We start from the raw sequence: 23,434 nt of genomic DNA on the forward strand, positions 1-23,434 counted from the left end.
CTGAGCGCTCGGCCGTCCGACTCGGGGAGACGGCGCGAGCCGGGGCGCGACCGCATCACGTACCGACGATCCCGACCATGGCAATCCCGACAACGGCAGAGGCAGGCGACGGTGCCGTCGCCGCGGCAGCACCCGCGGTGACGGCACCGTCGTATGACCGTCCGGCAGCGTCGTATGACCACCCTGGGCCGCCTGAGACACGTCCGGGGCCCGGCAGGACTAGAGTCGGGCAGATCGAGGGCAGCCCAGGGGCAGCCGCCGACCCAGCCGGCCAGGGAGCCAATCGTGCTGATCAACCACGACACCCGGTGCGCGCTCGACGCCGTCGTCGATCTGGTGAACACCGCGCCCGAGGGCGCGGACCAGGACGACCTCGCCGATGTCGCCGCACTGCGCCGGTTCGTCGAGCGCAATGCCATCAGCGACATCGGCACGCTCGGGGAGCGTGACCTCACCGCGGTACGGGCCGTACGGACCCGGTTCGCCGAGGTCTTCGCGGCGGCCGGGAACGAGGCCGCCGCCCGCCGCACCGCCGAACTGCTCAACGCGATGATCGCCGCGGCCGGCACGACGCCCCGGCTCACCGACCACGACGGCTACGACTGGCATGTGCACTACTTCGCGCCCGGTGCCTCGCTGGCCGACCACCTGGCCGCCGACGGCGGGATGGCGCTGGCGTTCCTCGTGGTGGGGGGCGAGCGGGAGCGGCTGCGCCGCTGTGAGGCCCCGGACTGCCGCCACGCCTTCGTGGATCTGTCCCGCAACCGCTCCCGGCGCTACTGCGACAGCCGCACCTGTGGCAACCGGCTGCATGTCGCCGCGTACCGCGCCCGGCGTCGCGAGGCCGCGAGCTGACCATCCGGGTACGGGGTCGGAGGCCGGGCGGTACGTCTCACCATCGGTGACCGGACGGGGTGCCGTCTCACACCGATGAGCGGGTCACCATCGGTGACCGTACGGGGCGCCGTCTCACCACCGGTGGAGGTCGTGGACGGCGGTGACGAAGAGCAGAGTGCCGATGAATGCCAGGAACAGCATCAGCGGCGGCTGCGAAAGGGCGAAGAGACAGCCACGGGTCTCGTCGCTCGGCGGAACAGGGGGTCCTTCGAGGGGGGATTGCTCCCCGGGCGGTGATTGCAACATCTCGCGGAGATCATGACCCAGCCATGAGCCCGCCTGCGACCGGTGATCGTTTTTTGATCGGTCGCTTGTCAGATCCCGTGCTTTTTGAGTATGGCCTCGACGTCGGAGAAGTCATCTGTGCCAGAGCTCGTTCCACCCTTGGTCTTCGGCTTCCCCGACGCCTTGACCCCGGTGGCCCCCCGGCCGGGCCCCAGGGCGGGCTCCGAGGCCCCCGCGGACACCCCGCCGGCACGTTCGGCCGCGGCCGCCGCGCGGCGCTCCTTACGGGTGCCGCCGGAGCGGTGCTCGACCGCCCTCGTGATCATGAACAGCCCCCAGGAGAGGCCCAGCAGGCCGAAGCCCAGCCAGATGCTCGGCTTGAAGACCAGGTCGGTCAGCCAGTCCAGGATGCCGGTCATGGCCAGGCCCAGCGGGATCAGGGCGTAGGCGGCGATCCGCGTCGCCGCCAGGAACCGCTTGCGGTAGGCGGTCAGCCCGGCGATGCCGAGACCGGCCGCGGACAGCGCGGCGCAGATGGTGTCGGTCAGCATCGTTCCTCCCACGGACTGGGCTTCCGGTACGTCCATCGTGCACCCCGTAAGGTGGCCGGGGCCATGGCCCGAGCCCGGGATCAGGGACATCTCCGGGTACGGATCAGGGTCCGGGGGCTGGAAGACTGGCCCCATGAGCCACACCGACCCCGCTCCCCGCCCCGTACTCGACGTCTGGTGCGAACTACAGTGCCCCGACTGCCGCACCGCCCTGGGCGATCTGCGCGCGCTGCGCGACCGCTTCCAGGACGCGCTGGACATCCGGCTGCGCCACTTCCCGCTGGAGCGCCACCAGCACGCCCACGCGGCTGCTCAGGCGGCCGAGGAGGCCATCGCCCAGGGGCGGGGCTGGCCGTTCGTCGAGGCCGTCCTGGAGCGCACCGAGGAGCTCGGGACCCGCGGTGAGCCGGTGCTGGTGGAGGTGGCCCGGGAACTGGGGCTGGACGCCGAGGAGATGGACACCGCGCTGGTCGACGGCCGGCACATCCTGATCGTGGACGCGGACCAGGCCGAGGGCAAGGCGATCGGGGTCACCGGTACGCCCACGTATGTGATCGGCGGCGAGCGGCTCGACGGCGGCAAGAGCCAGGAGGGGCTGCGGGAGCGCGTCGAGGAGATCGCCGCCCGGCTCGTCGCCGAGCGGTCCTGAAGCCCTGAAGCCCCGAATGTCCTGGAGGCCCCGAATGCCCCGAAGGCCCTGGAGGTTCTGAAAACTCTGGAAGCCCTCGGAACGGGCCCTTACAGCAGCGGCTTGTAGAGCTGGTACTCGATCGACTCGTAGCCCAGCGACTCGTACAGCCGCAGCGCAGGGATGTTGTCGCCGAAGACGTGCAGGCCCAGGCTGTGCGCCCCGTGCGCCAGGCTCGCGCGCTCGGCGGCCAGCATCAGGGTGCGGCCGTGTCCGTGGCCGCGGTGCTCCTCGGTGACCTCGACGGCGTAGACGTACGCCTCCCCGCTCTCGGCGGTGTCGGGCTCCCCCTCGCGCAGCGCGATCCAGATGGTGCCCACGTCCGTGCCGCCGTGGGCGAGGACGCGCAGCAGGGCCGCGGGGGTGTCCGGGCCCTGCGGCAGCAGCCTCGCGTAGTCGGTGTCCGCCTTGGTCTCGGCCTGCTGCCGGGTGAGTCCGCGCGCCAGCAGATCGGTTACGTAGCCGGCCCGCTCGTGGTCGTGCCACGCCGGGTATTCGGCCTCCGTGAGGGGGCGTATCGCGCTGCCCTCGGGCAGCTCGGGCGGGTCCGTGAGGCGCTTGAGCATGTTGCGGCCGCGCTCGCGATAGCCGAGCGCGGCCGTGAGCCCGAGGGCGGTCGTGGCCGACGCCGGGACGCTCACCATCAGCTGGGTGCAGCCCCAGCCGCGCAGCACCTCCTCGGCGGCGAGGGCGGCGACCGTGCCGCGGCCCCGGTGCCGCTCGGCCTCGTCGATGTGGAGCCGCTCGATACGCCCGGCCGCCGGGCCCAGGCGGGCGTCGGTGGCGAGGCGTACGGTGCCGACGGGGCGGCCGTTGACGCACACCTCGTACGCGCGGGCACGTCCGCCGCCGTCGGTGTGCCGTTCGGGCGCGGTGGGCCGCAGAGTGGTGGTCACGAAGGTGTTCTACCGGCCCGCCGGGCGATCGTCACCCGTTTTCCGGCACGGATCCGCCGCGACCGGCCGGTGAGGCCCCCGGCTTGCCCGCCCAAGGAGTGATGTCCCCGCCGCCCGCTCAGGGGTCGATGTCGGCGGCCGCCCGCTCAGGGGTCGATGTCGGCGGCCGCCCGCTCGACGAAGATCCGCAGGGCCTCGGCGGTGACCGGCCCCGGGGCGCCGGGAAGGGTGTGGCTGTCCACCCGGTGGACGGCCTGTACGTCGCGGGTCGTGGAGGTCACGAAGACCTCCTCGGCCCGGTACAGCGCGTCCAGCGGCAGATCGGTCTCCTTCGCGCCCACCCACTCCAGCACCAGGGCGCGGGTGATCCCGGCGAGGCAGCCGGAGGAGAGCGGCGGGGTGTGCAGCTGGCCGTCGAGGACCACGAAGACATTGGAGCCGGTGCCCTCGCAGAGCGCGCCGACCGTGTTACCGAAGAGCGCCTCGGTGGCGTCCTGCTCGCGGGCGCGGGCGAGCGCGACCACGTTCTCGCCGTACGAGGTGGTCTTCAGGCCGGTGAGCGCCCCGCGCTCGTTGCGCGCCCAGGGGACGGTGACCACGGCCGTGGCGTCGGGCCTGCGGGCCGCCTCGACCAGCGCGACCACCACGGTGGGCCCGGCCGTGCCCCGGTCGGAGCCGAGTGGCGAGATCCCTCCGGTGTAGGTGATCCTCAGCCGCCCGAACGGCACGGGGTGGGCCTTGAGCACCTCCTCGCAGCCCCGCCGCACCTCGTCCAGGTCCGGCTCGGGGAGCCCCAGGCCCGCGGCCGAGCGGGCCAGCCGCCGCAGATGGCGGGTGAGCGCGAACGCCCGCCCCTCGGTGGCCTTGACGGTCTCGAAGACGCCGTCGCCGACCGTGAGCCCATGGTCGAACACGGACACCATGGCGCTGTCCGGGTCGCAGAGGGATCCATCGAGCCAGATGGCCGGTTTCATCGCGTCGCCCTTCCCGTTGGCTGCTGTACACCCGACGCTACCGCGAGCAGCCGGGCGGCCTTGAGTTCCGTTTCGTCCCATTCGCGTTCCGGCTCCGAGCCCCATGTGATGCCCGCCCCGGTGCCGAACCGCAGCACGGCCCCGGCCGGGCCGCGGTCGATCCAGAAGGTCCGTATCCCGACCGCCAGCTCACCGGTGCCGCGGTCGGCGTCGACCCAGCCGATACCGCCGCAGTACGGGCCCCGGGGCGCGGTCTCCAGCTCCTCGATGACGCGCAGCGCGCTGGACTTGGGCGCGCCGGTGACCGAGCCGGGCGGGAAGGCGGCCGCGAGCAGTTCCGGCCAGCCGGCGCCGGGGGCGAGTTCGCCCCGCACCGTGGAGACGAGGTGGACCAGGCCGGGGTGCGGTTCGACCGCGCACAGCGCCGGGACGGTCACCGAGCCGGTGGCGCAGACCCGGCCCAGGTCGTTGCGGACCAGATCCACGATCATCACGTTCTCGGCGTGGTCCTTCTCCAGCAGGTCCTCGGGGACGCGGCCGGTGCCCTTGATGGGGCCGGACTCCACGGTGCGCCCCGTGCGCCGCAGAAAAAGTTCGGGCGAGGCGGTGGCGACCTCCACCCCGTGGGATGGCAGCCTTACGGTGCCCGCGTACGGGGCGGGGTTGCCCAGGGCCAGCAGCGCGGTCAGCGCGTCCACATCGGCCCCGGCCGGATCGGGCAGCGGCGCGGACAGCACCCGGCAGAGGTTGGCCTGGTAGACCTCGCCGGCCGCGATCCGCCGCCGGACGGTGCGCACCCCCGCGGTGTAGGCGGCCCGGTCCAGTGACGAGGTCCACTCCCCCGCCCCGGGGCCACGCCAGCCGCCGGGCGCGGGCGGCGGCACCGGCTCGGCCCGTACCTCCCCGAAGCGAGCGCAGACCAGACGGCCCTCGAAGTCCGCGACAACGGCCCAGAAACCCTGGGTTTCCAGGGCCGACGGGTCGCTGGTGACATCCCGTAGATCGGTGGCGAGGAGGCCGCCGAAGCGGGCGAGCGGGGGCAGGTCGTGCACGGTTGTGAGTCTATGGCGCCCAGGTCAGGGCGGCCTCGGGAGGGAGTGCGGCGCGCGAGCAGGGCAGCACGCTGCGGAAACGGAATTTGAGCTGGCCCCGGAATCCGCTAGAGTTCAACACGTCGCCGGGACGCGGAAGCGCCCCGGAGAAACGGCACCTGCGGACGTGGCTCAGTTGGTAGAGCATCACCTTGCCAAGGTGAGGGTCGCGAGTTCGAATCTCGTCGTCCGCTCGGTGTGGGGGTTTCGACCCCCACGGCTGGTGGAGTGGCCGAGAGGCGAGGCAACGGCCTGCAAAGCCGTCTACACGGGTTCAAATCCCGTCTCCACCTCGGACGATTAGCTCAGCGGGAGAGCGCTTCCCTGACACGGAAGAGGTCACTGGTTCAATCCCAGTATCGTCCACTCGGATCCTCGCGGATCCACCACGCGCGATTAGCTCAGCGGGAGAGCGCTTCCCTGACACGGAAGAGGTCACTGGTTCAATCCCAGTATCGCGCACGCAGTCCTGCGGACGATTAGCTCAGCGGGAGAGCGCTTCCCTGACACGGAAGAGGTCACTGGTTCAATCCCAGTATCGTCCACATCGATCGGCGGAGGGCCGGAGCGCAAGCTCCGGCCCTCCGGCGTTTCCCGGGCCGAGAGGCTTCTCAGGACGAGAAGAGCATGTGCCCGAAGCCGCGCTTGTGATGGCCGTGGTGGCCGCCGTGGTGCCCGTGCTGCGGGGCGCCCCACGCGGGTGCGGCCGGGTAGGCCTGCGGCGCACCGGGCGGTGGGGGCGGCGCCGCTTGCGTCCACTGCGACTCAAGGCGAGTCAGCGCCTCCAGCTCCCCGTAGTCCAGAAAGATCCCCCGGCAGCCGCTGCACTGCTCTATCTGCACGCCATTGCGGTTGTACGTGTGCATCGGCGCATGGCACTTGGGACACTGCATGGTCCGCTCAACTCCTCATGCTTCGGACAGAGCGCGCCGGAACATGCGTCCGGGCGCGTGGACTTCACCCTACGGCCTCATCCCGCGGCCTCCATGAAGTGGGCGATACGGACGGACGCCTCCACCATCGCCTCCTCGGCCTCGTCCAACGCCCGTCCGGCGGCAGCCGCCTTGGCGAGCGCGAGCGCGGCGGTCTGGACGGTGAGGGCGCGGGCGGGCACGTCCAGCCGCGGCCAGGGGTCGCGCTCCCCCGCGGCGGAGCCGCCCGCCGCCCGGTACGCGCCCAGGAACCGCTCCCAGTCCTCGGCGGCGAGCAGCCCGGCGGCGTACCAGGCGGCGGGGCGGGCGAGGTCCCAGGCCGGGTCGCCGAGGCCGAGGTCGTCGATGTCGATCAGCCGCCAGTCGGTGGCGCGGTGGCGGATGAGCTGGCCGAGGTGGAGATCGCCGTGGCAGAGCCTGGTGTCTTCGCCGCCGACGCCGGCGCCGTTGCCTTCGCCCGGGTCCACGCGGTCTCCGCGATCCCGATGATCCGGGCGGCCCACGCGATCCATACGGTCCGTATGGTCCACGTCATCCATACGGCCCGTACGCTCCACGTGATCCATACGGCCCGTACGGTCCACGCCCCGCGCCCAGCCGGGCAGTCCGGCCCAAGCCCGCAGCACGGCCCGGGTGGCCACGCTGTCGGGGAGCGCCGCCGCCCGCAGCCGGGCGATGGCGCGTGCCGCCTTGACCGGGCCGCGCATCGCCGGGAGCGGGCCGGGCAGTTCGGCGACCGGCACGGCGTGCAGCCGAGCCAGCAGCCTCCCCGCCTCGACCCAGGGGGCGGCGTCCGGTGCGTCGGGTGCCACGGGTTCGCCGTACGGCCAGAGGGTGACCTGCCGACCGTCGGGCAGCGCTCCCATGCCGTCGACCGGCGGCAGCAGTATCTCCGCGCACCGGGGGTGGGCCGCGACGCCGAGCCGGACGGCCAGCTCGGCCGGGTCCGTGTCGGGCGGATGTGCCTTGGCCACGACATGGCCGCACCGGACGACGGTGCCGTCGGGCCGGTCGGCCAGGACGGTCACCTCGGCGGTGGCGTCGCGCCGGGCCCGGCGGAGGGCGGTGACGAGCTGCGCCGCGGTTTCGCTCACGGCTCCCCCCATGTCATCGGCTGCCCCGGGATCGTAGCTCCTGCCGGACGGGGTGCCGGGGCTCCGGCCCTCCTGGTGTCGGGCGATCCACCCGCACGCGGGCCCACGCTCTCCCGGTCGCATATGGGTTACATATTTTGAACTCTGTAACCCATGGCGGTACGTTTCGACGTCATGGGCACACAACACACGGGAACCGGCGCGTCGGAGGATCTGCCGAACAACTGGGGCCGGTGGGGCGAGGACGACGAGCGCGGCACGCTCAACCTCATCACCGGTGAGGCCCGGGCCAGGGGCGCGGCGGAGGCCCGCACCGGGCGGACGGTGTCACTCGCGCTTCCGATCCGGCCGGCGCCGCTCATCAGCGGTCCCTTCGCGCCCGCCACCCAGGACGCCTCGCCGGTCCAGCAGATGATGGTGTACGTCGGCTCCCCGGCACCCGCCACGGCGGATGTGATGCTGGTGACCAACCACCACCCGCGCTCCACCCACCTCGACGCGCTGGGGCACACGATCCGGGACGGCCGGGTCTATCCGGGACGGCCCGTGGACGAGGCCGTGACACCGGCCGGTGCCCGGCACGGCTCCACAACGGCGTACGCCGCCGGGATCGCCACCCGGGGAATCCTGCTCGACCTGGCGGCCGACGGCCCGCTGCCCAGTGGCCACGCGGTCACCGCACGGGACTTCGAGGCGGCCGAGGAGCGCCAGGGCGTACGGCTGGAGTCCGGGGACGCCCTGGTGGTGCGCTGCGGATGGCCCATGACGCCCGACCCCGAGCGGCCGATGCCGGGGATGAGTCTGGAGGCGGTGCGCTGGATGCACCGGCGCGGTGTGTCGCTCTACGCGGGCGACATCGGCGACGCGCACCCGGACCTGGACCCCGCCTGCCCCCTGCCGCTGCACCGGGTCGCCCTCCCGCTGATGGGCCTGCCCCTGATCGACGCAGCCGAGGTGGACGAGCTCGCCGCCGTCTGCGCGGAACTCGGCCGCTATGCTTTCCTGCTCACCGTGGCGCCGCCGCGTATCGACGGGCTGACCGGGGTGCCCGTCAACCCGCTCGCGGTCTTCTGACGAGCCACTAGGAGGAACTGGAGTTGAGGGAGCAGTCGGTGCCCGCCGCCGGGACCGGGAGCCGCGCGGTGCGGTTCGTACGGAACGGCGAGCCCTGATGCGTTCGGGCCCCCTCGACGCCGAGACCATCCTGACGGCCACCGAGGACGTGCTGCGCCGCCATGGACCGGCGAAGGCCACGGTGCTGGACGTGGCACGGGCTCTGGGAGTCAGCCACGCCAGCGTCTACCGCCACTTCCCGTCCAAGGCGGCGCTGCGCGAAGCCGTCACCCGGCGCTGGCTGGGCCGGGCACGCGACCCCCTCGCGGCGATCGCCGCCGACCCCCGGCAGGCCCCGCCCGAGCGGCTCCACACCTGGTTCACCACGCTCTTCACGGCCAAGCGGACCCTGTTGTCCGAGGACCCGGAGCTCTTCGCCACCTACCGGGTCCTGACGGCCGAACACAGCAGCGCCGCCGCCGACCATGTCACCGACCTGATCGAGCAACTGCGCGTCATCATCGCCGACGGCGTCACCAGCGGTGACTTCACCTCCCCCGACCCCACCGCGACGGCGCGCACCGTCTTCGACGCCACCATGGCCTACCACCACCCGGCGCACGCCCCCGAATGGCAGGCCCGGGGGTCCGAGGCCGCCTTGCGGTCCATCTGCGCCCTGCTCATCGACGGCCTGCGCCCGCGCTGATGGCGGGTATACGACATCACCTCTGAAGGGCAAGGGTGCGGTCGCAGACCTGCCAGCCACCGCTTATTGGAACCTGCTGGGCTGATGGCGAACGCACTGCCTTCACAGGACGGAACGCCATGCCGATCACCACCACCGCTTCGGTCAACGGCCGACTCTCAACCCCTCGGGCCCCGCTGAAGGGGTGGCCGGCCGTGGTCTCGGTGATGCTGGGGATCTTCGCCATCGTCACCACCGAGATCCTGCCGATCGGTCTGCTGACCTCGATCGGATCCAGCTTCACCGTCTCGGACGGGATGGCGGGACTGATGATGACCATGCCCGGCTTCCTGGCGGCTGTCGCCGCCCCACTGGTCACCGCGGTCACCGCACGCTTCGACCGCCGACTGATGCTGTGCGCCTGCTGCCTAGGAATCCAGCACATCCCTTCGGGCTCCCACCGGTAGTGGGTGAACTCTCCGTCAACGCCGCCCCATCCCTCCCAACCACCCCGCCCGTAGTGGATCAGGAAGGACCCCAGCTCCGGGTGCGGCGGGTCGGCGTTGCAGAGGGCAGATAGCTGCTGTAGAGCCTCTGCGGGCACATCAGGCGTGAACGAGACCCGCCACCCTCGCTCTGTCCGGAGTTCGATTTCGGGCTCAAGGCTGCCTGCTTGGAGATTTTGGCGTCGCAAGAAGCGGCGCACGGCGGCACGTGTGCCGTCGTCGATAGTGCCAACCAACCGATTACCGAAATGCTGAGTGACGGTTTGAATGAACGTCGTCGCCGCAATCACCGCGCCCGCCTGCGCGATTAGGTGAACGAGGCTGTGGGCAAGCCAGGGCCCATCCTCGGGATCTACGCGGAGCTGGAGCTCGCGCCATTCCTCGTTGTCTTCTACCTGGTCCGTCACTGGAACCCCTCCCACCCCTCCGAGCATGGCACTGCTCGTGTCACGCAATCTTAGATTCGGGGTGTCTGATGGCAATTCACCCCGGCATGGTTGAACCCCTCGCCGAGCGCACCCGCGATCTGTACGCCGCAGCCGAGCTGCGCCTGTTGGGCATCATCGCTCGGCAGCTCGCCGACGGCCTCGACGCCCCGGGGTGGGCCGAGCGCAAGCTCACCGCCGTGACTGCCTTGCGCCGTAGCGCACAGGGCGTCGTCGACGAGCTCGGCAAGGCCGTACGGCTCGATGTGTTCGACGCGATGGCCGATGCGTACAACACCGGGCACCGCACCGCGGTCGCCGAGCTCGGCGCACTGCCCGACCGCGCCCGGCAGCTGGTCGACGAAATCATCCCGAACGCGCAGGCGGTTGACCGCCTCGCGCAAGAGACCGTCGACGTAGTCACCTCGACGCACCGCTCGATACTGCGCACGATCGTCGACAAGTTCCGGGCGGTCGTCGCGAAGGTCACCGCCACGCCACTACTCGGCACCGGCACCCGCCGACAGGCGGCACAGGATGCGATGCGCCGGTTTGCCGACCAGGGCATCACGTCGTTTGTCGACCGCGCAGGCCGCCGATGGCAGCTCACGTCGTACGCCGAGATGGCCGTACGCACGTCGGTCGCCCGGGCCGCCACGGAGGCACACGCGCGCACGTTGACCGACGCCGGTATCGAGCTGGTCGTCGTGTCCGACGCGCCCCGCGAGTGCCCCCTGTGCCGACCGTGGGAAGGCCGCGTGTTGGCCCTCACAGGCCCGGGCGGCGAGCGCACGGTCGAGGTCGAGCACGCCCTCGACGACGGCCGCATGATCCCCGTACACGTCGCCGGCACCCTCGACGAGGCCCGCCTCGCAGGACTGCAACACCCCAACTGCCGGCACTCCGTCAGCGCCTACACCCCAGGTCTGACCGTGCCCGAGCAAGCCACCAGCAACCCCGCCGGCTACGAGGCCGACCAGCGACAGCGCGAGATCGAGCGGCACATCAGGAAATATAAGCGCCGCGAGGCCGCCACCGTCACCCCCGAGGCGCAGCGCGCCGCACGCCTGAAGTTGAGGCAGTGGCAAGGCGCCATGCGCGACCACCTCGCCGCACACCCCGACTTGCGCCGGCTACCCCACCGCGAGCAGCCGGGCGCCTCGAACCTCCCCGAGCAGCGCACCGAGGCGACGCCCGAGCAGGCCGAGGCCGCGCGCGTGTGGTCCGGCGACGAGCAGTCGGTACGCGAGATGAGCGACGACCAGCTCGCCGCCGCCGAGGGTTCCCGCCTGCTCGACGACCGCGCCCGCGCGAGGATCGAGGCCGAGGCCGACCGCCGCGACCTCGACGACCTGCTCGGCCGCATACGGCCTGGCGGCACCCTCACCGAGGACCTGACGCCATTCAGCGACACCGAGCTCGCCCGCGCGTTCGTCCACCTCGACGACGGCGACGCACTGCGCGTCATGGCGGAGATGGACCGGCGCGACCTCGCCACCCGCCTACCGGGCGTGTCCCCGGACCTCGTCGGCCTGTCCGACCACGACCTCGCCGCGCGCGCCCGCGGCGCCGGCGCCGGCGCCGGAGGATTGGGGGCGCCTCGCCGACGACGAGTCGTTCGCCGCCGAGGCCGCCGCCCACGCGGACGAGGACGGCGACGAGCCCGACGAGCGGCACACGATCACTCGCTGCGAGGCCCGCGCCCTGTACGACGAGTACGTGTATCGGCAGTACCTACAGGCCGAAGACGACTGCAACGGCTACCTACTCAACAAGAAGGCCAAGGCCGCCGGCATCAACCCGGCAACCCTGTTCAGCGGGCCCGCGCGCATCGCGTACGCGCGAGCAAGCGACGAACTGAAAGAGTGGTGGGCCTAAACGGTCGACTCACTCAGGCCGAGTTCATAGAGCAGGTGACCGGCAAGTCCCAGCGATGGGCCGACGGCGCCCGCAAGAACGAATCCGACCAGCAGGGCAAGAGGTAGGGGGCGCAGCGTGGGCACACGCGAGGACATCGCACGGGCAGTCGAGGCCGGCCGCGAGGCAGGCAGGCAGAAGGAGAAGCCGACCGCTTGCCCGTACCCGCGGTCGTCGACGCTGCGTACCGCGTGGATTCGCGGCTACGCCGAGACGAACCCCGTGTCGTCCCAACCGGAGACGACCAGCTAACCTAGGGGGATTCCTTCAGGAACCCAACACGAAGTTTTAGCAGTTGAGTGCTTCGCGGAAATGCTACCTGCACCAGAGCCCAGCGACCTTCATTTGTTTGAACGCAGAGACTTTCGTCGTTCTTGAGGGTTCGGGCCGGGATTGCAGGGATGAGTTCTGCTCGCGTTGAACAATACGGGATATCGAGATCATCAATGACCCCGAGCTTCACTCCCTCACTCTCCCCATTCGGTTTCGGAATTGACACGAGGCCCCCAACGTGAAGCAAATCGGTATTTTTGTTTTTGTATGTAGTAACTTCCCTTCCATCAATATCCAGTACCGCCTGTTGCGGCAGGGATACGTTATAGACCCCCGTCATAAACTGATCGTTCGCCCTAATATCGGCGGTCGGACTCGGGGAGGATCCCAACGATTCACCGTCCATTGTCGCTGGGCGGGAGGAGGGCGGTGATGCCGACCGCCCACCAGGGTCGGAGTTCTGTGAAGGGTCGTTGGAAGATAGGGCGGCCCCGATGGCCCCAATCACTGCTACTAGTACCGCCGCGGTTGCGCCAATTAAGGCGCCGGAGTGACGGCTGAACCAATTGCCCTGAGCCCCGTCGTCTGGAGGGGCCCCTCCTGGCGGACTACTCATGATTCCCCCATGTCTCCCGCGAACAGGCTAAGGATAGCCCTCCAGCTGGAATGGCCAGAAGGGTTTGCATGAACGAATCGGTTGTCAAGCCGAGGAAACGAATCTCCACCTGAAATGTGTCGTCACTTCAACACCACAAACCTCATTCGATGCCCTTGGGCTCAGTTCCACCGGCCATACGCCCCCCGAAGCTGGAGCCCCCGATCATCGCTATGGCTCCCCCGCCATCGTTGTCCACCAGAGACCGGCAGGTCCGCTTAGAGGTCATCTCATTTGGTAAGTCTGCGGTAGCAGATGAGGGTGCAGGCGATGCTGGTGAAGGCCAGGAAGTGGACAGCTTTCCGTTCGTAACGGCGGTGGAGTCGTCGGCATCCGGCGAGTCAGGACATCGTGCGTTCGATGGTCCAGCGGTGCCGTCCCAGCCGCTTGGAGGACTCGAGGCCTTTGCGGGCGATGCGGTGTCGGATACCGCGCTGCCGTAGCCATCGGCACAGGTGGCCGTAGTCGTAACCCTTGTCGCCGTGGAGCTTGGCCGGCCTTCGGTGGCGAGGCCCGCGGCGGGAACGGATGGGCGGGATGCCGCGCACGAGCGGTTCGAGCGCCTGGCTGTCGTGAAGGTTGGCGCCCGAGATCCCGATGGAGATGGGCAATCCGGTCCGCTCGGTGATCAAGTGGATCTTCGAGCCCTTCTTGCCCCGATCCACGGGATTCGGACCCGTCAGGTCCCCCCTTTGAGGGCCCTCATGTTCACCGAGTCGATCGCGCACCGCGACCAGTCCAGCTCGCCGCGCGACCCGAGCTCATCCAGGACCAGGCGGTGCAGCTTCGCCCACACCCGCGCCTGGGACCATTCCGTGAAACGGCGGTGAGCGGTGGCACCGGACGGGCCGAACACGGGCGGGACCTGCGCCCACGTGCAGCCAGTGGTCGCCACGAAGATGATCGCGGCCAGCACCTCACGATCTCCGTACCGGCGTCGACCACCGCCCTGCGGACGGGTCGGCACCTCCGGAACCACCCGCTGAAACAACTCCCATAACCCGTCCGGCACCAGACGTTCAACCATCAACACACAACCAGGCTACCGGCGAGCCCAAATGAGATGACGTCTTATTGACCTGTAGCGCTCCACACCCGCCCCGCACCATGGGTACCGTTCTGAGGTATACGCCCGACGGATGGAGCACGGATGCCTCGCCGCCCGTTTGAACCCCGCCGGCGCCACACCGCAAAGGGGGCGCACTGATGTTGGAAGAAGCCGAGGAGATCGGGCGCCGCGCACGTCGCGCGCGGCTCCGTCTCGGGATGCCGCAGGCTGACCTCGCCGCCGCCCTGGGGAAGTCTCAGGGGTGGGTGTCGAAGATGGAACGCGGCCTCATCGAACTTGACCGGGTCGGCCTGCTCAATCTGCTTGCCGCCGAGCTGCATGTGCACCCGAATGATCTGATCGGCCGTCCGTACAACAGCTCACCCGACGAAAATCAATGGCAGGTCGCCGCGTCATCCGTCCTGAGGGAACTGCGCCGATACGACCTCACCCCCATCTTCGACGGCACCCCGCGACCGGCTAGTCAGCTCTGGCAGGAGACCACTCGACTGCACCGCCTACGCGACGCAGCGGCGAACGTGGCGATCATGCAGGTGCTTCCCGATCTGTTCCGTGAAGCTCGGGCCCTCGCCGAGGTCTCCACCGGCCATGAGCGCGAGGAAGCGTTCGCGATCTATGCCGTGTGCTGCAAGTTCGCGCACACCGCCGCACACGCCCTCGGCCACCCCGAATTGGTTGCCATGGCCTGTGAACGGGCCGCATGGTCAGCGCGGCTGTCTGGTGACTCCGTCATGCCAGCCGTGGCCGACTGGATGCGGGTATGGGACATGTGGGCAACCGCAGATTGGGCGGACGCCGCCGCCCTCTCGGACAAGGCGCTTCGAAGCGTGCAGCAGGGCTACGACCAGGGCGAACCGCTGGCCATTCGCGCATGGGGCTCGCTGCAACTGCGCGCGGCGGTTACGGCAGCACGGGGCGGTCTCCGGGCGGAGGCCGAAGACCGCATCGCGCACGCCAGGGACGCCGCAGATCGGTTGGGCGAATGCTCCGGTCCCCCGGTGTACGACCGGCATTCGCTCACGTTCTCGCCGGGCAACGTCCAGATCCACGCCATCAGCGTTGCGCTTGAGATGCGCGAGCAGCGAAGGGCTCTGGCCATAAACCGCAAGACCAGTTCGGAACTTGTCGCCGGGCTCCCCAACTCCCGCCAGGGACACCACCACATGGACCTTGCCCGCGCGTGGCTTTGGGATGGAAACCGGGACAAGGCGTTAAAGGAACTGGAGAAGGCCGAACACATCGCGCCCCAGCTCATCCGCAACCACCCCATTGCGCGGTCAACCCTGCGTAGCCTCGTCTACGCCGAACGAGCGACCACCCGCGAGAAGCTGCGCCGCATGTCAGACCGCTTTCACCTCGATGGATGAGGGTGATATTCCTGCGGTTCATATTCGGCTGCTGCCCTACTCCTAGCTTCGGGGCATGGCCGAACAGACTTCGAAGCAACTTCCCGCGCAGGGCGCCAAGTTAAGCGCAGGCACCCCGTTTCGCCCCCGGCTCGGCGACCTCGCCTCAGACCTCGCGGAGAACGGGCGGATCGGCGTCGTCGTCCGTGTACCGGGCGCAAGCTCGGCGTCCTACCACCTGCGCCCGCCGGGAGGTGGCCGGGAATGGTCGGCCCCATCCAGCGGTGCCACCTTGCGCCCCGTGCCCGTGCCGGTCACCCACGTCACCCCCCTGAAACGGGATGTCATCTACGACCACCGGGCGCAGCAGGCCGCCCTACCGGTCATGGTCCACCACGAAGACGGCGGCATGTCCGAGTCGGTCCTGATTCTGGAGCCCGCGCAGGTCGAGCTGTACCGAATCCAGCTCGACCACATCATCGAGAAGCGGCACCAGGCCCGAGGGGGTAAGCCGTGAGCGCGGCTGTGCTGACGCTCGCTCCGCCTGGCTCGACACACACTTCCGCACGGCTCCCCCTCGCCTTCCACTGTGCAGCGACTGCCCACGACCTAAGCGGCACCCGCGAGGTCATACTCGCCACTTATCGAGCGCCCACTCCGCGGCTGGCCGCCCGATGGATGCAGGCCGAAGCGCTGTACCTGGCTCGCCTGCTCGACCCCCACCCTGGCGCGCCTTACCTCGGTAGGGCTTCCGTCGTCCCCACCGGACCTACGTGTCCCCGCCCTCACACCTACCTGTACGCATGGGCTCAGGAACCCGGCCAGTACGAGCAGGCTCTGTCGACACTCGCAGCCGCCGAGCCGTACCGCATCAGCGTCACCGACTACGACGCCCGGTACAACCTGCTCGCCGCTCCCCTGTCGACGCCGCCCAAGCCCCCACAGTCCCCCGCCCCCGCCGGGTGCCAACCCACCCCGGCGAGGGGGGCCGGCGCCGCCGGAAACCGGCGAGGCACACCGCCCGTTGACCGCCGCCCCCGCGTTTTTACCGGTTCCCCCGCGGCGCGGGGACGGTGCACCACCCCAGGCGACCGCAGGGTCAGGGTCGCACCCGTCTACTCATGGAGGTACTCGCGTGAGCACAGCTACCGTGATCGGTATCCAATCCATTGAGCTGGAGATCACCGGAGCCTGCCAACTCCGGTGTACGCACTGCTGCACCAGCAGCAGCCCGCAGGCGCCCTCCGGGCACATGACCCGCGACGACTGGTCGCACGTCATCGCGGACGTGGCCGAGCTGGGCATCCCCCTGGTCCAGTTCATCGGCGGCGAGCCGACCCTCTCGCCGCACCTGCCGCAGTTCATCGACGAAGCCCTTGATGCCGGGCTCGGTGTCGAGGTGTATTCGAACCTCGCCCACGTACGGCCGTCTCTCTGGGACTCGTTCAGTCGTAAGGGCGTCTGCCTCGCCACGTCCTACTACAGCGACGACCGGGCGCAGCACGAGGAGATCACCCGCACGCGGGGAAGCCTCGACCGCACCAGGGCGAACATCGTCGAAGCGGTCCGCCGCGGTATCCCCATGCGTGCCGGCATCGTCGAAGTGATCGAGGGGCAGCGCGTCGAGCAGGCCAAAGCGGAGCTGCACCGGCTCGGCATCAAGGAAATCCAGGTCGACCGTATGCGCAAGGTCGGACGTGCGGCCGAGCCGGACGCGAGCACGCCGACCGCTGCCGAGCTGTGCGGGCACTGCTTTCGGCACCGCGTATCCGTCTCCCCCGACGGGGACGTGTCCGGCTGCATCCTCAGTCGCTTCATGGTCGCCGGCAACGTCCGCGAACAGCGTCTCGCCGGGATCCTGCACAGCGACCGATGGGGCGAGATGATTGCGGCCGTGCCCGAGCCGCGCACCGGCGCCTGTACCCCGGCCGATTCGAACGACTGCGACCCCGCCCGTACGCCCGCCTGCGCCCCGAAGCACTTCGCACCCGCCCCGCCTCCCTCCCTTGGAGTCCACGCGTGAACTGGACCACTTGCGCCGCCGCTCTGGCCTACGTCTCAACACACCGGCACTCCCGATGGGCGCCGGCCGTCGCCGCCACGCCACGGCACCTGTTCGTCCCCCGATGGTGGGAGCACGGTTCGGACGGCTGGGAACTGCACGACGGCCCCTCAGACCCGGATCGCTGGCTTGACGCGGCGTACCGCGACACCTCACTCGTGACCCGTGTCGGCCCCTTACACGCCGACTACGCCACGGAGGCCGACCGGCCGCACGGCCGGCCGACGTCCTCTGCCACCCTGCCGAGCCTGGTCGTGGGCATGTTCCAGCATGCCCGCATCGATGACGCCGACCGCTTGCTCGACGTGGGCACGGGAAGCGGGTACGGGGCCGCCCTCGCCGCTCGCCGACTGAGCGACGAGCAGGTGACGAGCGTCGATGTCGACCTCTACCTGACTGAGATCGCCCGCAAGCGGCTGAGCGAGGCCGGCGTCGCACCCACGCTCGACACCGTCGACGCGACCGGGGACCTGCCGTACGAGCCCGCGAGCTTCGACCGGATCGTCGCCACCGTATCCGTACGCACCATCCCCGCAGGCTGGCTTCGGGTGCTCCGCCCCGGCGGTCGGCTGGTGACCACGATCGCCGGTACCTCCCTCCTCGTCACGGCCGAGAAGGACGAGGACGGGGGCGCGACCGGGCGCGTCGAGTGGGACCGGGCAGGGTTCATGCACGCTCGCCACGGTGACGACTACCCGCCCGGCGCGGCCGTTCGCCTCGCCAAGGCCGCGGAACTGGACGGAGATGAAGTGACCAGCGGTCCATATCCCGTCGTCGACGTGGCGAATGCGTGGGACCTCGCGTCCATGCTCGATATCGAGGCGCCCGGTATCGAGCACGACTTCCGGGAGGACGGCGCGCAGCGTGTCGCGCTCATGGCGCATGCCGACGGGTCGTGGGCCCGGGCGACGGCGACCGGGAACGAGCGGCCCACTGTGCACCAGGGCGGCCCCCGCCGGCTGTGGGACGCCCTCGACAAGGTCCGCGACTACTGGCTCAGCAACGGCGAGCTACCGGTGCGAGGGGCCCGCGTGGACGTCATGCCCGACGGTCGTACGTTCCTCGGCCGCGGGAAGTGGTCCGTCGAGCTGAGCTGATCCCGGCGGGAGCCGCGGCCCCCGGCGCCGAGTCCCGTGAAAGGGGTCCCGACGGCGGTCCGAATCGGTGCCAAAAGGCGCGATGCCCGGACAGCTCCCCAGCTGTCCGGGCATTCGTGCCGTCCGCCGCACCCCCGTCCCCACGGGGTTAATGGCCGGAAGTCCCCGGCCCGGGCCGCTCTCCCGGGCCCGGGGCGCCTCAGCGCCCCAGCATTCCCGCCACGGACGACGCTTGTGTGACGACGGCATCCCAGCCGCCGAAGGTGATGGTCAGGAGGATGGCCATCGGCAGCACCATCGCCGCCGCGACCAGAGGATGGCGGGTGCCGGTCTGCGGGCCGCCGAACGCGTCCACCGCCGCGCTCACGGACCTGCGACGACGTGTTCCGATGACCGTGCGTCCAGCCGTGTCCGCCATCGTCCCTCCTCCGTCACATCTGGGGGCGGCGAGCGTCTGACCTCGGGGGACGAGTGCTGCGCCCGCCGCTTGACCACAACATTAGGCGCGCACCCCGGTCCTCGGCGTCATGCCTTCGTACCGATTGCCGGGCCTCCCGGAGGATGACCCCGGGAGGCGTCGACTACTCCCCTGGGTGGAGACGCGCCCTCACGCCTTGGGGTCTTCCCGGAAGGGGTCGCGGAAGCGATCCCTCCGGATGCCCTCCGGAGTCAGCGGAGTGTGCCCCTCCGAGCCTGTGCGAGCTCTACTCACCCTCCCCCTCCTCACTCCGCGGAACCGGCTGCTCCACCAGGGCCAGGACCCGGTTCGCCATGAAGCGGGCCGTCCGCACCACGGACCCATTACGGGTGACTTCGCTCACTTCCACCACCCCCCGCCGGACCGCCGTCTCGACCCTCCGGCCCGCTCTGGTGGCCACCACTTCATATGTCCGCGTCGTGTCCCCCGCGTCCACGACTATCTCCACACGATCACCCTTCACGGTCTCAATCCCCCTCCTGAGACGGCCTTTTGAGATCACGCAGCAGCGGGCCCGAGCGCGGATTGCCACGATTCCGGCCCACTTCTCCAGGATCCCAGGCACCACTGACAATCCATCGGCCGACGCATGCGCGGCCTCTCAGCGCGAGGGGCCGTCAATCCGTAAGCTGTGCACGTCAGACGGACGGCAACGGAACAACAGCGGCGAACCGACGGCAGTTCGACGGCAAACGGCAAGCAGACGGCAGCGGATGGGGCTCCCCACCAGGGGTTAAGGGAAGGGGCCCACCGGAGGTAGGGGACGGACATGGCGATGATGCGGCTCCGGCGCGAGGACCCGCGTGTCGTCGGCTCCTTCCGCCTCCACCGGCGGCTCGGCGCGGGCGGCATGGGGGTGGTCTACCTCGGCTCCGACCGGCGCGGACAGCGGGTGGCCCTGAAGGTGATCCGGCCGGACCTCGCCGAGGACCGGGAGTTCCGGTCCCGGTTCGCCCGGGAGGTCTCCGCCGCGCGACGGATCCGCGGCGGCTGTACGGCCCGACTGGTCGCCGCCGACCTGGAGGCCGACCGCCCCTGGTTCGCCACCCAGTACGTACCGGGGCCCTCCCTCCACGACAAGGTGAACGAGGAGGGCCCGCTGCCCGCCGCCCAGGTCGCGTCGATCGGGTCGGCGCTGGCGGAGGGGCTGTTGGCGGTCCATGAGGCGGGGGTCGTCCACCGCGACCTCAAGCCCTCCAACATCCTGCTCTCGCCCAAGGGCCCGCGCATCATCGACTTCGGCATCGCCTGGGCGACCGGGGCCAGCACCCTCACCCACGTGGGCACGGCGGTCGGCTCGCCCGGCTTCCTCGCCCCCGAGCAGGTGCGGGGCGCGGCGGTGACCCCGGCGACCGACGTCTTCGCGCTGGGCGCCACGCTCGCGTACGCCTCGACGGCGGACTCGCCGTTCGGGCACGGCAGTTCCGAGGTGATGCTGTACCGGGTGGTCCATGAGGAGCCGCAGCTGCTGGGCGTCCCCGACGCCCTGGCACCGCTGCTCCACGCCTGCCTGGCGAAGGATCCGGAGGACCGGCCGAGCACCCTGCAACTGTCGCTGCGGCTGAAGGAGATCGCGGCGCGCGAGGCGCACGGTCACGGTGCCGGTTCCGGTACTGGTGCCGGTGCCGGTGCCGGGGGCTACGGCGGTGGGCAGGGCCGTCCTCCGGCGCGGCGCCCCGAGACGCGCCCCGAGGCGTACGCCGACCAGCACACGGAGCGGCGCTCCGGCGGAACGCCCGCGCCGCGGAGCGGGCCACCGGCCCAGCGGCCGGGGGCCAGTACGGGCGGGTCCTCGGGCCGCCCCTCGGGGCGGAACACTCCCGCGCGCCCGGCGCAGCGCCGGGGTGGCGCGAGACCGCCCGCGCGTACCGGGCGCCCGGCCCAGACCGTGCGCACCTCGCCGAACGGGCGCCGCCCCAGCGGGCCCAACCGCCGGCTGCTGCGGCAGCGGCTGACCGTGTTCGTCGTGGTGACGCTGCTGGTGGCGCTGGGGATCGCGGCGGCGCAGGGCTGCCAGGGGCCGGCGAACGGGCTGGGTGCGCCGGCGAAGCCGACGGGGGCGGCCTCGTCGGCGGCACCGGACGCCGCACCGGGCTCGGTGGCGGTCGAGGCTGACGGCCGCCAAGACGTGTCCGGCGGATCTTGACGCCTGCGGCGAGCTGCTCCCCTCCCCGCCCGTTCCCTCAACTGGGGCTCCGCCCCAGACCCCGCTCCTCAAGCGCCGGAGAGGCTGGAAGGCGGGGTTCCGCCCCATGACCCCGCTCCTCAAACTCCCCCAGCTACCGCTGGGAGGTGCCCCCCGGAGGGGCTGGAAGGCGGAGCTTTGCCCCAGACCCCGGGGCCCGGCCCGGGGGCGGAGTCCCGGGGCCCAGGGGCGAAGCCCCCGGCGTGCGGTGGTCAGCGGCCCGGTCTGCCCGATGTGACCGCGTAGAAGGCGACCGCCGCTGCCGCGCCCACGTTGAGGGAGTCCACGCCGTGGGCCATGGGGATCCGGACCCACTCGTCCGCGGCCATCAGTGCCTGGGTGGAGAGCCCGTCGCCCTCCGCGCCCAGCATCAGCGCGACCCGCTCCAGGCGGTGCGGGGCCGCGTCGTCGATGGTGGTGGCCTTCTCGTCGGGGGTCAGCGCGAGGATCTTGAAGCCCGCCTCCCGGACCGCCTCCAGCCCGCGCGGCCAGCTCTCCAGCCGGGCGTACGGCACGGAGAAGACGGCGCCCATGGAGACCTTGACCGAGCGCCGGTAGAGGGGGTCGGCGCAGTCCGGGGAGAGGAGCACGGCGTCCATGCCGAGGGCCGCCGCGCTGCGGAAGATGGCACCGGTGTTGGTGTGGTCGTTGACGGACTCCATGATGGCGACGCGCCGCGCGTCCGCCAGGATCGTCTCCGCGTCCGGCAGCGGCTTGCGCTGCATGGAGGCGAGGGCGCCGCGGTGGACGTGGTAGCCCGTTACGCGTTCGGCCAGTTCGGGGCTGACGGCGTAGACGGGGGCGGGGACGTCCTCGATCACGTCCCGCATCACATCGACCCACTTGGACGACAGCAGCATCGAGCGCATCTCGTAACCGGCGACCCGGGCGCGCCGGATCACCTTCTCGCCCTCGGCGATGAACAGGCCCTCGGCCGGCTCCCGCTTGCGTCGTAGCTCCACATCGGTCAGACCCGTGTAGTCGCTCAGCCGCGGGTCGTCCGGATCATCGACGGTGATGAGATCAGCCACTTAAGTGATACTGCCTTGTCCTGGATGCGGTGCCAATGAGCCCGACGCGAATAAGTTACCGGCGGTTACGTCCGATGACGTCACCGGTGGTCACGGGACGAGACCGCGACGACCTCACCGATCACCACGACCGCCGGGGGCCGTACGCCCTCGGCCGCGACCCTCTCCCCGACGGTGGCGAGGGTCGCGTCCACCCGGCGCTGGGCCGGGGTGGTGCCCTCCTGGACCACGGCGACGGGGGTGTCGGCGGCGCGGCCGTGGGCGACGAGGGCCGCGGCGATGGCGCCGATCTTCTCGACGGCCATGAGCAGCACCAGCGTGCCGCGCAGCCTCGCCAGCGCCGCCCAGTCCACCAGGGAGCTGGGGTCGTCGGGGGCGACATGGCCGCTGACCACCGTGAACTCATGCGCGACGCCCCGGTGGGTCACCGGGATCCCGGCCGCGCCCGGGACGCTGATGGAGCTGGAGATGCCGGGCACGACGGTGCACGGGATACCGGCCTCGGCGAGCGCCTCCGCCTCCTCCATGCCGCGCCCGAAGACGAAGGGGTCGCCGCCCTTGAGGCGGACCACCGACTTGCCCGCCTTGGCGTGCTCGATCAGCGCGTTGTTGATCGCCTCCTGGGCCATGAAACGGCCGTACGGGATCTTCGCCGCGTCGATCACCTCGACATGCGGCGGCAGCTCATCGAGCAGATCGCGCGGGCCGAGGCGGTCGGCCACCACCACGTCCGCCTCGGCGAGAAGGCGGCGGCCGCGCACGGTGATCAGGTCCGGATCGCCGGGGCCGCCGCCGACCAGCGCCACATGGGGGCCACGGGTGCGGTGGCGGGGCGCGGCGAGGGTGCCGTCGCGCAGCCCCTCCACCACGGCGTCCCGTACGGCGGCGGAACGGCGCGGGTCCTGGCCGGTGAGGACGGCGACGGTGACGCCCTCGCTGCGCCCGGTGGCCGGGGTCCAGGCGGAGGCGGCCGCGGCGTCATCGCTGCGCACACACCAGACGCGGCGCGCCTCGGCCTCGGCGGACGCGGCGGCGTTGGCCTCCGGGTCGTCGGTGGTGATCAGGACGTACCAGGCGCCCTCGAAGTCGCCCTCCTGGTAGCGGCGGCGCTCCCAGCGCACCTCCCCCGCCTCGGCCATGGCCTCGACGGAGGCCGTGGCGGACGGCGAGATCAGCAGGATGTCCGCACCGGCCGCTATCAGCGCGGGCAGCCGGCGCTGGGCGACCTGACCCGCCCCGAGGACGACGACACGCCGCCCGGAAAGGCGCAGCCCGACCGGGTATGCGAAGTTTTCGGACATGGC

The 23,434-nt window shown here is 70.8% G+C and carries 23 protein-coding genes, 5 tRNA genes and 2 pseudogenes; 17 read left to right on the forward strand and 13 right to left on the reverse strand.

What is annotated here, in order from left to right; genetic code table 11:
• The first annotated feature begins 285 nt into the window (after nucleotides 1–285).
• On the forward strand, nucleotides 286–855 hold the full coding sequence (locus tag KHP12_RS13100) for a CGNR zinc finger domain-containing protein (protein WP_086881297.1): 570 nt from the start codon (nucleotides 286–288) through the stop codon (nucleotides 853–855).
• 114 nt (nucleotides 856–969) lie between these two features.
• Here KHP12_RS13100 and KHP12_RS13105 read toward each other — a convergent pair whose 3' ends face one another.
• Nucleotides 970–1,143, reverse strand: coding sequence for a hypothetical protein (locus tag KHP12_RS13105; protein WP_167442455.1), 174 nt, complete (start codon nucleotides 1,141–1,143; stop codon nucleotides 970–972).
• Between the two features lie 68 nt (nucleotides 1,144–1,211).
• Nucleotides 1,212–1,673: a hypothetical protein gene (locus KHP12_RS13110; protein WP_208652963.1), complete on the reverse strand. Its 462-nt coding sequence runs from the start codon at nucleotides 1,671–1,673 to the stop codon at nucleotides 1,212–1,214.
• Nucleotides 1,674–1,806: 133 nt separating this feature from the next.
• Between KHP12_RS13110 and KHP12_RS13115 the strand changes: the two genes are divergently transcribed.
• Entirely contained in the window at nucleotides 1,807–2,322 is a 516-nt protein-coding gene (locus KHP12_RS13115; RefSeq protein ID WP_167442454.1) for a DsbA family protein, read from the forward strand.
• Nucleotides 2,323–2,411: 89 nt separating this feature from the next.
• Here KHP12_RS13115 and KHP12_RS13120 read toward each other — a convergent pair whose 3' ends face one another.
• The 3 genes from KHP12_RS13120 to KHP12_RS13130 form a co-directional block, all read right to left on the reverse strand.
• Nucleotides 2,412–3,257 (reverse strand): GNAT family N-acetyltransferase, encoded by an 846-nt coding sequence (locus KHP12_RS13120; protein ID WP_086881296.1) that lies wholly within the window; start codon nucleotides 3,255–3,257, stop codon nucleotides 2,412–2,414.
• Between the two features lie 146 nt (nucleotides 3,258–3,403).
• On the reverse strand, nucleotides 3,404–4,231 hold the full coding sequence (locus KHP12_RS13125) for an aminotransferase class IV (protein ID WP_037951547.1): 828 nt from the start codon (nucleotides 4,229–4,231) through the stop codon (nucleotides 3,404–3,406).
• Entirely contained in the window at nucleotides 4,228–5,283 is a 1,056-nt protein-coding gene (locus tag KHP12_RS13130) for a chorismate-binding protein (RefSeq protein WP_086881295.1), read from the reverse strand. Before KHP12_RS13130 ends, KHP12_RS13125 begins: the two co-directional genes overlap by 4 nt.
• 160 nt (nucleotides 5,284–5,443) lie before the next feature.
• Here KHP12_RS13130 and KHP12_RS13135 point away from each other — a divergent pair.
• From KHP12_RS13135 to KHP12_RS13155, 5 genes are all read left to right on the forward strand, one after another.
• A tRNA-Gly gene (locus KHP12_RS13135) sits at nucleotides 5,444–5,516 on the forward strand.
• 28 nt (nucleotides 5,517–5,544) lie between these two features.
• Nucleotides 5,545–5,615 (forward strand) — tRNA-Cys (locus KHP12_RS13140).
• Nucleotide 5,616: 1 nt separating this feature from the next.
• Nucleotides 5,617–5,688: transfer RNA gene (locus KHP12_RS13145), tRNA-Val, on the forward strand.
• A gap of 24 nt (nucleotides 5,689–5,712) precedes the next feature.
• Nucleotides 5,713–5,784 (forward strand) — tRNA-Val (locus KHP12_RS13150).
• A gap of 11 nt (nucleotides 5,785–5,795) precedes the next feature.
• A tRNA-Val gene (locus tag KHP12_RS13155) sits at nucleotides 5,796–5,867 on the forward strand.
• Between the two features lie 66 nt (nucleotides 5,868–5,933).
• Here the strand turns inward: KHP12_RS13155 and KHP12_RS13160 are convergent.
• Nucleotides 5,934–6,215, reverse strand: coding sequence for a TFIIB-type zinc ribbon-containing protein (locus KHP12_RS13160; RefSeq protein WP_086881294.1), 282 nt, complete (start codon nucleotides 6,213–6,215; stop codon nucleotides 5,934–5,936).
• Between the two features lie 77 nt (nucleotides 6,216–6,292).
• On the reverse strand, nucleotides 6,293–7,348 hold the full coding sequence (locus KHP12_RS13165) for a phosphotransferase (RefSeq protein WP_107471727.1): 1,056 nt from the start codon (nucleotides 7,346–7,348) through the stop codon (nucleotides 6,293–6,295).
• A 174-nt stretch (nucleotides 7,349–7,522) separates the two neighbouring features.
• Here KHP12_RS13165 and KHP12_RS13170 point away from each other — a divergent pair, with 174 nt between their 5' ends.
• The 5 genes and pseudogenes from KHP12_RS13170 to KHP12_RS52885 all read left to right on the forward strand — a co-directional run bounded on the left by KHP12_RS13170 (nucleotide 7,523) and on the right by KHP12_RS52885 (nucleotide 12,186).
• Nucleotides 7,523–8,422: a cyclase family protein gene (locus KHP12_RS13170; RefSeq protein ID WP_086881300.1), complete on the forward strand. Its 900-nt coding sequence runs from the start codon at nucleotides 7,523–7,525 to the stop codon at nucleotides 8,420–8,422.
• 97 nt (nucleotides 8,423–8,519) lie between these two features.
• Nucleotides 8,520–9,107: a TetR/AcrR family transcriptional regulator gene (locus KHP12_RS13175; RefSeq protein WP_086881293.1), complete on the forward strand. Its 588-nt coding sequence runs from the start codon at nucleotides 8,520–8,522 to the stop codon at nucleotides 9,105–9,107.
• A 119-nt stretch (nucleotides 9,108–9,226) separates the two neighbouring features.
• A pseudogene (locus tag KHP12_RS50975) lies at nucleotides 9,227–9,508 on the forward strand (MFS transporter); the annotation flags it as partial.
• Between the two features lie 559 nt (nucleotides 9,509–10,067).
• Nucleotides 10,068–12,002 carry a phage minor capsid protein gene (locus KHP12_RS13185; RefSeq protein WP_245010214.1) on the forward strand — a complete coding sequence of 645 codons (1,935 nt, stop codon included), beginning with the start codon at nucleotides 10,068–10,070 and terminating at the stop codon, nucleotides 12,000–12,002.
• A gap of 10 nt (nucleotides 12,003–12,012) precedes the next feature.
• Nucleotides 12,013–12,186 carry an Rmf/CrpP fold protein gene (locus KHP12_RS52885; RefSeq protein ID WP_308016767.1) on the forward strand — a complete coding sequence of 58 codons (174 nt, stop codon included), beginning with the start codon at nucleotides 12,013–12,015 and terminating at the stop codon, nucleotides 12,184–12,186.
• A 1-nt stretch (nucleotide 12,187) separates the two neighbouring features.
• On the opposite strand, the gene KHP12_RS13190 is transcribed toward KHP12_RS52885, so the two are convergent.
• Both KHP12_RS13190 and KHP12_RS13195 read right to left on the reverse strand, forming a co-directional pair.
• On the reverse strand, nucleotides 12,188–12,547 hold the full coding sequence (locus tag KHP12_RS13190) for a hypothetical protein (protein ID WP_211832970.1): 360 nt from the start codon (nucleotides 12,545–12,547) through the stop codon (nucleotides 12,188–12,190).
• 545 nt (nucleotides 12,548–13,092) lie between these two features.
• A pseudogene (locus tag KHP12_RS13195) lies at nucleotides 13,093–13,889 on the reverse strand (IS5 family transposase).
• A gap of 179 nt (nucleotides 13,890–14,068) precedes the next feature.
• Here KHP12_RS13195 and KHP12_RS13200 point away from each other — a divergent pair.
• The 4 genes from KHP12_RS13200 (at nucleotide 14,069) to KHP12_RS13215 (ending at nucleotide 18,436) form a co-directional block, all read left to right on the forward strand.
• A complete protein-coding gene (locus tag KHP12_RS13200) occupies nucleotides 14,069–15,298 on the forward strand; it encodes a helix-turn-helix domain-containing protein (protein WP_086881292.1) in 1,230 nt (409 codons plus the stop codon).
• A 55-nt stretch (nucleotides 15,299–15,353) separates the two neighbouring features.
• Nucleotides 15,354–15,794, forward strand: coding sequence for a hypothetical protein (locus tag KHP12_RS13205; RefSeq protein ID WP_208652961.1), 441 nt, complete (start codon nucleotides 15,354–15,356; stop codon nucleotides 15,792–15,794).
• Between the two features lie 618 nt (nucleotides 15,795–16,412).
• Nucleotides 16,413–17,300: a radical SAM/SPASM domain-containing protein gene (locus KHP12_RS13210; RefSeq protein WP_308289376.1), complete on the forward strand. Its 888-nt coding sequence runs from the start codon at nucleotides 16,413–16,415 to the stop codon at nucleotides 17,298–17,300.
• On the forward strand, nucleotides 17,297–18,436 hold the full coding sequence (locus KHP12_RS13215) for a methyltransferase domain-containing protein (protein ID WP_211832971.1): 1,140 nt from the start codon (nucleotides 17,297–17,299) through the stop codon (nucleotides 18,434–18,436). The genes KHP12_RS13210 and KHP12_RS13215 overlap by 4 nt, the downstream gene beginning before the upstream one ends.
• A gap of 199 nt (nucleotides 18,437–18,635) precedes the next feature.
• Here KHP12_RS13215 and KHP12_RS13220 read toward each other — a convergent pair whose 3' ends face one another.
• A complete protein-coding gene (locus KHP12_RS13220; protein WP_037951535.1) occupies nucleotides 18,636–18,854 on the reverse strand; it encodes a hypothetical protein in 219 nt (72 codons plus the stop codon).
• Between the two features lie 286 nt (nucleotides 18,855–19,140).
• Nucleotides 19,141–19,377 (reverse strand): DUF8836 family protein, encoded by a 237-nt coding sequence (locus tag KHP12_RS13225; protein WP_037951761.1) that lies wholly within the window; start codon nucleotides 19,375–19,377, stop codon nucleotides 19,141–19,143.
• 306 nt (nucleotides 19,378–19,683) lie between these two features.
• Between KHP12_RS13225 and KHP12_RS13230 the strand changes: the two genes are divergently transcribed.
• Nucleotides 19,684–21,060, forward strand: a complete 1,377-nt coding sequence (locus KHP12_RS13230; protein WP_086886241.1) for a serine/threonine-protein kinase — start codon at nucleotides 19,684–19,686, stop codon at nucleotides 21,058–21,060.
• Nucleotides 21,061–21,311: 251 nt separating this feature from the next.
• Here the strand turns inward: KHP12_RS13230 and KHP12_RS13235 are convergent, their stop codons facing one another.
• Complete coding sequence (locus KHP12_RS13235) at nucleotides 21,312–22,130, reverse strand: TrmH family RNA methyltransferase (protein WP_037951528.1); 819 nt, start codon at nucleotides 22,128–22,130, stop codon at nucleotides 21,312–21,314.
• Between the two features lie 80 nt (nucleotides 22,131–22,210).
• Nucleotides 22,211–23,431, reverse strand: a complete 1,221-nt coding sequence (cobA, locus tag KHP12_RS13240) for a uroporphyrinogen-III C-methyltransferase (protein WP_037951526.1) — start codon at nucleotides 23,429–23,431, stop codon at nucleotides 22,211–22,213.
• Nucleotides 23,432–23,434 lie beyond the last annotated feature (3 nt).

This window comes from Streptomyces asiaticus, from assembly GCF_018138715.1.
GTDB lineage: Bacteria > Actinomycetota > Actinomycetes > Streptomycetales > Streptomycetaceae > Streptomyces > Streptomyces asiaticus.

Bases quoted from the DNA above. Each gene is read 5' to 3' on its own strand.
- KHP12_RS13230 (WP_086886241.1), top strand. From the start codon at position 19,684: ATGGCGATGATGCGGCTCCGGCGCGAGGACCCGCGTGTCGTCGGCTCC.
- KHP12_RS13125 (WP_037951547.1), bottom strand. From the start codon at position 4,231: ATGAAACCGGCCATCTGGCTCGATGGATCCCTCTGCGACCCGGACAGC.
- KHP12_RS13115 (WP_167442454.1), top strand. From the start codon at position 1,807: ATGAGCCACACCGACCCCGCTCCCCGCCCCGTACTCGACGTCTGGTGC.
- KHP12_RS13190 (WP_211832970.1), bottom strand. From the start codon at position 12,547: ATGACGGGGGTCTATAACGTATCCCTGCCGCAACAGGCGGTACTGGAT.
- KHP12_RS13205 (WP_208652961.1), top strand. From the start codon at position 15,354: ATGGCCGAACAGACTTCGAAGCAACTTCCCGCGCAGGGCGCCAAGTTA.
- KHP12_RS13170 (WP_086881300.1), top strand. From the start codon at position 7,523: ATGGGCACACAACACACGGGAACCGGCGCGTCGGAGGATCTGCCGAAC.
- KHP12_RS13160 (WP_086881294.1), bottom strand. From the start codon at position 6,215: ATGCAGTGTCCCAAGTGCCATGCGCCGATGCACACGTACAACCGCAAT.
- KHP12_RS13200 (WP_086881292.1), top strand. From the start codon at position 14,069: ATGTTGGAAGAAGCCGAGGAGATCGGGCGCCGCGCACGTCGCGCGCGG.
- KHP12_RS13185 (WP_245010214.1), top strand. From the start codon at position 10,068: ATGGCAATTCACCCCGGCATGGTTGAACCCCTCGCCGAGCGCACCCGC.
- KHP12_RS13105 (WP_167442455.1), bottom strand. From the start codon at position 1,143: ATGTTGCAATCACCGCCCGGGGAGCAATCCCCCCTCGAAGGACCCCCT.
- KHP12_RS13220 (WP_037951535.1), bottom strand. From the start codon at position 18,854: ATGGCGGACACGGCTGGACGCACGGTCATCGGAACACGTCGTCGCAGG.
- KHP12_RS13175 (WP_086881293.1), top strand. From the start codon at position 8,520: ATGCGTTCGGGCCCCCTCGACGCCGAGACCATCCTGACGGCCACCGAG.
- KHP12_RS13110 (WP_208652963.1), bottom strand. From the start codon at position 1,673: ATGCTGACCGACACCATCTGCGCCGCGCTGTCCGCGGCCGGTCTCGGC.
- cobA (WP_037951526.1), bottom strand. From the start codon at position 23,431: ATGTCCGAAAACTTCGCATACCCGGTCGGGCTGCGCCTTTCCGGGCGG.